This window comes from Microbulbifer sp. THAF38 (assembly GCF_009363535.1).
Taxonomy (GTDB): domain Bacteria; phylum Pseudomonadota; class Gammaproteobacteria; order Pseudomonadales; family Cellvibrionaceae; genus Microbulbifer.
The window spans coordinates 1,124,504-1,132,937 of sequence record NZ_CP045369.1; the positions used below are offsets into that span (position 1 = coordinate 1,124,504).

Annotated in this window: 6 protein-coding genes; all 6 read left to right on the top strand. The window is 38.1% G+C overall.

Features of this window, described 5'->3' with window-relative positions:
- Positions 1-157 precede the first annotated feature (157 nt).
- The 6 genes from FIU95_RS04860 to FIU95_RS04885 all read left to right on the top strand — a co-directional run bounded on the left by FIU95_RS04860 (position 158) and on the right by FIU95_RS04885 (position 8,281).
- Entirely contained in the window at positions 158-874 is a 717-nt protein-coding gene (locus FIU95_RS04860; RefSeq protein WP_152452034.1) for an alpha/beta fold hydrolase, read from the top strand.
- Positions 864-2,369, top strand: a complete 1,506-nt coding sequence (locus tag FIU95_RS04865; protein ID WP_152452036.1) for an amino acid adenylation domain-containing protein — start codon at positions 864-866, stop codon at positions 2,367-2,369. The genes FIU95_RS04860 and FIU95_RS04865 overlap by 11 nt, the downstream gene beginning before the upstream one ends.
- Before the next feature lie 42 nt (positions 2,370-2,411).
- Entirely contained in the window at positions 2,412-2,651 is a 240-nt protein-coding gene (locus tag FIU95_RS04870) for an acyl carrier protein (protein WP_152452038.1), read from the top strand.
- Between the two features lie 46 nt (positions 2,652-2,697).
- Positions 2,698-3,612, top strand: a complete 915-nt coding sequence (locus tag FIU95_RS04875) for a chlorinating enzyme (protein ID WP_152452045.1) — start codon at positions 2,698-2,700, stop codon at positions 3,610-3,612.
- Positions 3,613-4,116: 504 nt separating this feature from the next.
- On the top strand, positions 4,117-6,609 hold the full coding sequence (locus FIU95_RS04880; RefSeq protein ID WP_152452047.1) for a penicillin acylase family protein: 2,493 nt from the start codon (positions 4,117-4,119) through the stop codon (positions 6,607-6,609).
- Entirely contained in the window at positions 6,596-8,281 is a 1,686-nt protein-coding gene (locus FIU95_RS04885) for a cyclic peptide export ABC transporter (protein WP_152452049.1), read from the top strand. The genes FIU95_RS04880 and FIU95_RS04885 overlap by 14 nt, the downstream gene beginning before the upstream one ends.
- The last annotated feature ends 153 nt before the right edge of the window (positions 8,282-8,434 follow it).

Sequence of the window (8,434 nt, forward strand, 5' to 3'; positions counted from 1 at the left end):
ATTCATTGCAATAGTTGCAATTAAACACTGCTTAAAAGGATTTAAGTTGATAAAGCGCTCAGTATTTCAGAAAGGTAACATTTCATTTAATTATTTGGTTTCATATTGTTCCGGTGATAGCCCTTGGATTTGCTTGATATTGCCTTTTGGGTTGAAGGTGGATATTGCACAGCCATTTTTCGAAACCTTTGCCAAACGGTTTAATATAATCACTTATGAATGTCGATTAATACTCGCTCCACCAAGTCGCAAAGTAGTTCAGGATGAGCTGACTGTAGATAATCATGCGAAAGATTTACTTTCCCTGCTAAAATACAAAAATATTAACAATGCAATACTCGTTGGTTATTGTTCCGGTGCGGGTATCGCACTCGCTACAGAAAACCAAAGCCCCCAATCATTTAGCCATTTAATACTTATTAATGGTGAGTATACCTTATTGGATGACCCTGACTGCATAACACAATATGGAATGGACATTAGTAATTTATTGCCAATTGCAGCCATGAGCGAAGACAAAGCCCAATTCATTCTTAGTCGTCTAAAATTAGAAAATCCAGATGTTCCTTGCGGTGTTAATCTTCCTTTTTCACAAGCTCATTATTTTCATCGTTATGCAATCAACTACTTGTCTTATCGTTCCGTAGAATATAAAAAGTTAGCACGCGCTGTCTCAACACCTACTTTGTTAGTAACAGGCACAAAAGACTTGCAAACGAATGTTTCAAGTACTGAAAAAATTCAAAGTCTGATTTTAGATTCGCTTATACATATTGAATCAGATGGAGACCATTACGGCCTGCTGCGAGAACGGTCTAAAACATTAGCTTATCTCTACGATTATTTAAGCATGGAGTTAACAGGTGTCGTATAATAATATCGGAGCACTATTGGTCCATGAGCTAGTTGAAATACAAGCACAGATAGCCTCTCAAAACATAGCTGTTAAATATAAAGAACATGAATTGACTTATGGTGAGCTGAATCAAAAAGCAGACCTATTTGCCAACTACTTAAAATCTACAGGTGTCAACCAAGACGATGTTGTTGCATTGTCGATGAAACGTTCTTTTGAAGTCATTATCGCGATGCTCGCTATTTTAAAGTGCGGAGCTGCTTATCTTCCCATTGATGACAGAGCGCCTCTTGCAATCACCTTAAAAAATTTAAGCGAAGCAAGTGTTAAACATATAGTATCAACAGGCGATTGTAGCGGTTTGCTTGAAGATGATCGACAGGCTATTGAATTTAAGGATTACAATCAAATACCGGACGTAGAACAGACCCAATTAGCGGTAATCACTTCTCGCGTAAATAAACACGAAGCTAGATGTTATGTCATGTTTACATCGGGCTCTACAGGAGAACCTAAAGGTGTTCAAATACCACATCGAGCTGTTGTTAGATTAGTTAAGGATACTAATTACATAAAGATTAAAGTATCAGACACAATTTTTCAGTTTGCACCACTCTCTTTTGATGCCTCGACGTTTGAAATATGGGGAGCACTCTGTTCAGGGGCGACATTAGCACTTTATTCAGGTGTAATACTAGACCCTAAACTATTCTATCGGGAAATCAAAGATAACAAGGTGACCATCCTTTGGCTTACCGCCGCACTTTTTCATTTAATTGCTACCCGATATATTAATGTACTGTCCACAGTGAATGTTGTGTTGGCCGGTGGCGACGTTTTGTATCCAAAAATGATCAACAAATTGCTAGAGACATATCCAGAAATAACTGTAATCAATGGGTATGGACCTACTGAAAATACGACGTTTACATGTTGCCATCGTATGACTCATGCTAACAGACCTAATTCTGTTGTCCCAATTGGCAAAGCGATTACCGGTACGGAAGTATTTATTTTGGATGGCCACTTAAAACCAGTTGATGAAGGTGATGTTGGGGAATTAGTGGTTGCCGGTTTAGGGGTTTCTTTGGGTTACTTAAATAATAAAAGTGATAGCTTTTTTGAAAATTCGTCGATTGCTGGCGGCTTACTTTATAAAACCGGTGACTTAGTAAAAAGAAATGTTGACGGTGATATTGAATTTGTTGGTAGAAAAGATAATCAAGTCAAAATTAGAGGTTATCGAGTGTCCCTTGAAGCTATCCAAAACAGTTTGCTTGAAGTAGAACATGTCGATGAGGCTGTGGTTTTATTGGAGCAACATGACACAGGAGAGCAGCTACTCATCGCGTTCTTAAAAATTGCTAAACAAAGTGATTTGACAGCTAGAGATATCAAGCAATACCTCACAACCAAGATAGCAGATTATATGATTCCTGAAATGATTGAATTCTGTTCCGAATTACCTATCACAAAAAATGGAAAAATCGATAAAAAAAGTTTGAAAAAATAGAAACTCAATCGAAATTAACTCAATTGATAGTAAGGAGAGAAAATGAGTGAAGTTAAGATAAGTGAAGTAATTAGAGGTTTCTTTAATAATAAGCCAATCTTTAAAAACCTTTCCGATGAGCAAGACTTTTTTGACATAGGTGCTTCATCACTAACAGTAGTTGATTTGCAAATTCAAATAGAAGAAGTTCTTAATTTAGAGGTGGCTACCTCCAAATTAATGGAAAATCCGACCCTAAATGGATGGATTTCTTCATATTTAGACGCATCTGAGAGAGCATAGTAGTCCAAATAATTAAATAGGATACATAATCCAAGTAGAGGGAATTATGACCAAGAAATTTTCTTTAACTTCTGAAGAGTTAAAATCATTCCGTGAAAAAGGCTATGCAGGCCCTTTTGATTTATACGAAAGAAACGAAATTTTAGCAAAATATAAAAAGATCCGTGCCGCATTGTTCAATCGAGAAAATGCCGTTTACGATTTAGACAATAGAAGTCTTATTGCTGGTTACGATCGCCACTTCGACGTTGATGAATTGACCCAGCATATTGTTCGTCATGAAATTGTTGACAAAATTTCTAGTATCTTAGGTCCTGACTTAATTTGTTGGCGCAGCGAGATGTTTCCGAAATATCCAGGTGATGAAGGTACCGATTGGCATCAAGCTGACACCTTTGCACATGCATCAGGTAAACCACAAGTAGTATGGCCGATGGAAAGCGGTTTCGGTGGTGCGGTTACCGTTTGGACAGCATTAACTGACGTAACAGAAGAAAATGGCTGCTTACGATTCATTCCTGGTACACATGAAGAAATGGTTTACGACGAATCTTTGGAAATGAAGTACTCACCGGAAACTGTTAATTCAATGGAAAAAGATGGTATAAAACGTGGCTTTTTTGGCTACGATTACCGGAACCTACAAAAAGACAAAGACTTTGTGCCAAACGAAGATGATGCTGTTTCTATTGAAATGAATGCAGGTCAATTTGTCATTTTTTGGTCAACATTGATGCACTCTTCTTTACCTAACATCACAGAAAATCAAACACGTATGGCAGTTACTACGCGTTACGTGCCGTCCTCAGTGAAAATATACCCTGATTCTGATTACATTGACGAATATGGTAGTAAGATATCGTTAAACAAATATGGTGTTGTTGTTGTTGCTGGTGAAAACAAAGAACCAAGTAATAGAGTAGTAACACATAACCTAAAAGGTACGCCTTTTACGGCATAACATGGTTATGTGGGTGTAGAAATAAAACTCCTTGTCAATTTGATAAGGAGTTTAAACCATTATAATAAAGTAAAAATACTCATCAGTATGCAGGGCGGTTGCACTACAAACCCTGGATAATGGCATAATGTCGCACTCTATAATTGATGCTGCTATTAATGAAAAAGCCAGTCCCAAATACTTTTCAGCGCTGTAGTGGTATAGCGCGGAGGATCTGGTGCGCCTGAGACATTACGCGCTTAAATTACTCAAGCAGAATAAGAAGACAAAAATAGTATTTAAAAAACGCCTTAAAGCAGACTTAAGTAACGATTAACTTTTGAAGCTTCTCAATGGAGAGCATCAGGCTGCTAATTTAAAGGATAGTCATTATTATTCATAACAATATTGAGAATATCTCCGAACATGCTTAGATTGTAGTGTAATTTTCCTTTATCAGTACGGCAAGTCTGGCAACACTAAAATTAGTACGCTAATTCAGACCTTAAGTTGAGATTTTTAAGTATGGAATTCATTCAGCGAATATATAAATCATCACCGATGATCATTTTATTCATCACATTCATTGTAATTCCCGCAAGTTTTTTTATTTTTCATGGGTATCAACATCTAGACAATAGTGTTCCTAAGAGTTCGGGAGAAATATCTGTTGAAGGTGTTCAGGCTAGTGTGAGAATTAGTACAGATCCACAAGGTGTTAAGTATATCAATGCAGAAAGCGACTATGACGCCTATTTTTCCATGGGGTTTTTGCATGCACAGGACAGATTGTGGCAGCTAGAATTACAACGCAGAGTGGCAACGGGAACATTGAGTGAGATTTTTGGCAAAAGTGCTCTGGATGTTGATATTTATATGCGCACAATGGGCATTGCTCGAAACGCAGTTGAATCATTTAATGTGATGAACGATGAAGCGAAGGCATCGTTGGTTGCTTATTCGGCAGGTATCAACAGTTGGATAGAGGCAAGTCATTCACTTCCTATTGAATTCACTTTACTTGATATTGAACCTCAACGCTGGCAACCGATACACTCAGTTGCTTGGTTTAAAATGTTTGGGCTAGGATTATCGGGGGATTTTCAAAAAGATATTCAACGGCTTGTCATGTCTTCATTGCTTAATGATGACAAAGCAAACGCGTTAATGCCAAACAGAGATAAATTATTAACACAAGACACAAAAGAATTAACGCAAGTGTTTGCCGATGGCTTAAGCGTACTAGATGATATCAATGCTCAGCTGGAAAATGATTGGGGAATAGGCGGCAACAATGTAGGCAGTAATGCTTGGGTTATTTCTGGTGAACACACCAACAATGGTTTTGCCTTGTTAGCAGCCGATCCTCATCTTGCTATTCAACTACCTTCTGTCTGGTATATGGTTTCTATTAAGGGAAACAAGGTAAATGCTTCCGGTGCAAGTATTGTTGGCCTTCCTATTATCATGCTAGGTAAAAACGAGCATATCGCGTGGGCCAGCACCAATATGATGGCCGATACCATGGACTTGTATTATGAAGAAATAAACTTAAGCAATAATCAGCAATATTTGCGAGGTAATACATGGAAGGACTTTACAACATATACCGAAAAGATCGCTGTTAAAGCCGATTTTCCATCCATGTTAAGAGAGCCACTAAAAGCGATTGAGATCCAAGTACGAACAACAGAAGAGGGCCCCATTGTTTCAGACATTGTCAACGTGTTTCAACAACCTGTTTCATTGCGCTGGGTAGGCAACGAATCTAAAGATACCTCTTATGAAGCTTTTTTCCGCCTGAATTATGCTAACAATTGGGCTTCCTTTAATCAAGCGCTAGATTTATTAATAACACCTGCTTTAAATGTCGTTTATGTTGATCATAAGCAAAACATCGGTCAACTTGGCGCTGGTAAAATACCGATTAGAGGTCAAGGAAATGGCAGTTTGCCGGTGCCCGGATATGATTTAACCTACTCTTGGCAAGGGTTTATTCCACAGTCACAAATGCCTCAACGTTACAATCCAAGTGAAGGCTACTTGGTTTCTGCTAATAATGCTGTGGTATCCACTGGTGTTGAGCATTTTATTTCAAACGATTTTGCAAGGCCTTATCGAGCACAACGGATAAAGGCGTTGATAGAAGAGAAGTTAAAGCAAGAAGAAAAACTATCAATAGCGGATCAGAAATTGATGCAACTTGATATGTTTGATCTGGAAGTCGCACAAATATTGCCACGACTGACAGACATTGAGTCGAGTGACGAACATATTAATCAAATGCTAGACATTTTGCGCAATTGGCAAGGAGACACAAAAGCAGAAAATATTGGTCCTACCATTTTTTATACCTTGATTCGACATTTAAAGCACGCACTGCTAAGTGACGAGTTTCGAAGCTATTGGCGTGACCAAAAGTTTAATTCACTTAAAGGTACTTTTATTGAGCAAACCAGTATTTCGACGCTAAATAAGCTGCTTGATAGTGACGCTATTGACTGGTGTGACCGAATTAATTCAAGAGAAAAGGAAACGTGTCAGGACATTATTATACAAGCCATGCAGTCTTCGTATGAAGAGCTTGTTGGTCTGCAAGGAGATGATATGTCAGATTGGCAATGGGGTGAAGTTCATCAAGTATTGTTTGCACATCGCCCATTTAGCACGATTCGTGGCTTAGATTCAATTTTTGAACGCCGTATATCTCAAGGTGGCTCGCCTAACAGTATTAATATGTCCGATTTTGTTTTTGAACCAGGTAAAGGATATGTGCAGTCTGTTGGTTCGACTTTTCGCCAATTAGTTCAGTTCAAGAATGAGAGCCATGAGTTTTTATACCAAAATTCAACAGGACAATCCGGAAACCTAGCCAGCGACAATTACGATGACACTATCGAGTCGTTTGCAGATGGTGAATACAACTCATTAGAAAATCGTACCAATGAAATAGAAAAGACTTTGATTCTGCTTCCGTCAACAGAGACTAACCAGAGAAGTAACAATGAAAATTTTTAATATATTAATAGGTACAGCGCCGTTTAAAGTTTTTATGTCGTTACTCTTCGGTACGCTTGCGGGCATAGGATACGCATTTTTGATTCCTGTTGTTCTCAATAGTTTCACTGACAACACAGGGTTTGAGACATTGCAGCAAGCGCCAAAATACTTTTTGGGTTTTGAAGTAGGAAATTACAAATTTGCTGCCTTATTCGCTTTCTCTTGTTTGATCATTTTAGCAACCAGAACCTTGTCACAATTGACCCTGTTACATGTTGCCATCGATACTGCGTCACAATTGCGATTAAAGTACTACTATATCATCGTAAAATCTCGCTTATCTAACTTAGAGAACGTTGGTTCATCGAGATTATTAGCCTCTTTTACATCTGACGTTAAAGCAATTGTGGCTGGCTCGATGATGCTGCCTGAACTACTGATTAGTACGGTGACCATTTTTGGCATGATGGGATACCTCTGGTACGTAAACTCAGAAATTTTCACCTTTATTTGCGGCGCTATTTTGTTTGGATGTGTCACGTTCATGATCCCTATTCTGCTCGGTATTAATTTTATTGTTAAGACAAGAGACAAGGTTGATGAATTACTTGAAGGAGTACGTGGTAATACATATGGGGTGAAAGAGCTCAAATTGTGCCATGCAAAACGTGAAGATTACTTTGAAAACTCATTAATAAAAGTTGAAAAAGACTATCGCTTTCTAAACAAAGCTGTCGTGACTATTGTTCGTTGTGCAACGAACTATGGCGATATGATGAGTTTCTTTATCATTGGATTTATGGCGTTTGTTTTTCTGAATTTTAATTCAGTGGGACAGGGAGAAATTCTTGCGTCAATTATGGTGCTTTTATATGTCACAGGGCCAATAAGCATAATAATGATGGCAATACCAGAAATAAACACAGCCAATGTATCACTGAAAAAAGCGGAGTCGCTCTTTGATGAAATGCCTTTAGAAGATATTTCTCAAGATGTGAAACCGTTACCAACATGGCAGACCATGCGTTTCAAAGCAATTTCATATCAGTATTCTGCTAAAGAAGGCAATGAAACTAAGAATTTTTCTATTGGACCTCTCGATTTTGAAATAAACAAAGGGGAAATAACCCTCGTTGTTGGTGGTAATGGCTCGGGAAAATCTACCTTGGCGAAGCTTATTTCTTCGCATTATTTAGCCGACTCGGGTCAGATCTTTCTAGATAACCACGAAATCGATAGAGATTGGATTAATAGCCTTCGCAACGAAGTGACCGCTATTTATACAGACTTTTATTTGTTTGAACGCTTATTAGGTACGACAAAGAGTGCTGACAAAGAAACTGTCGAACATTTCTTAAAAGTATTAAAACTTGACCATATTGTAGACTTTGAAAATGGTCGATTTTCTACACTTGATTTGTCCGACGGCCAGAGAAAGCGTTTAGCATTGCTCATTTCTTTCTTAGAAGACAAACAAATTTATGTATTTGACGAATGGGCCGCCGATCAAGACCCAGAGTTCAAAAAGATTTTCTACTACGAAATTTTGGCCAACCTAAAACACAAGGGCAAGGCAGTTGTCGTCGTCAGTCACGATGAAAGGTTTTTCGATGTTGCGGACCATATGATTGTCATGGAGCGTGGGAAACGGATCTCCGATGTAAAAAAAATAACAGAAAAGGCGAGTTAGTCACACCAAAAAAACTTAGAAAGTCAGGCGCGTAGTTTAGGCAAAAAGATGACACACGCTTACTTTCTTTAATTGAATAGTAAATGGAATTCATCAAAAACAGATTGATGCCACCGACAAAAAAATGAAAGGATTCTTTTGGAGCTTCACACA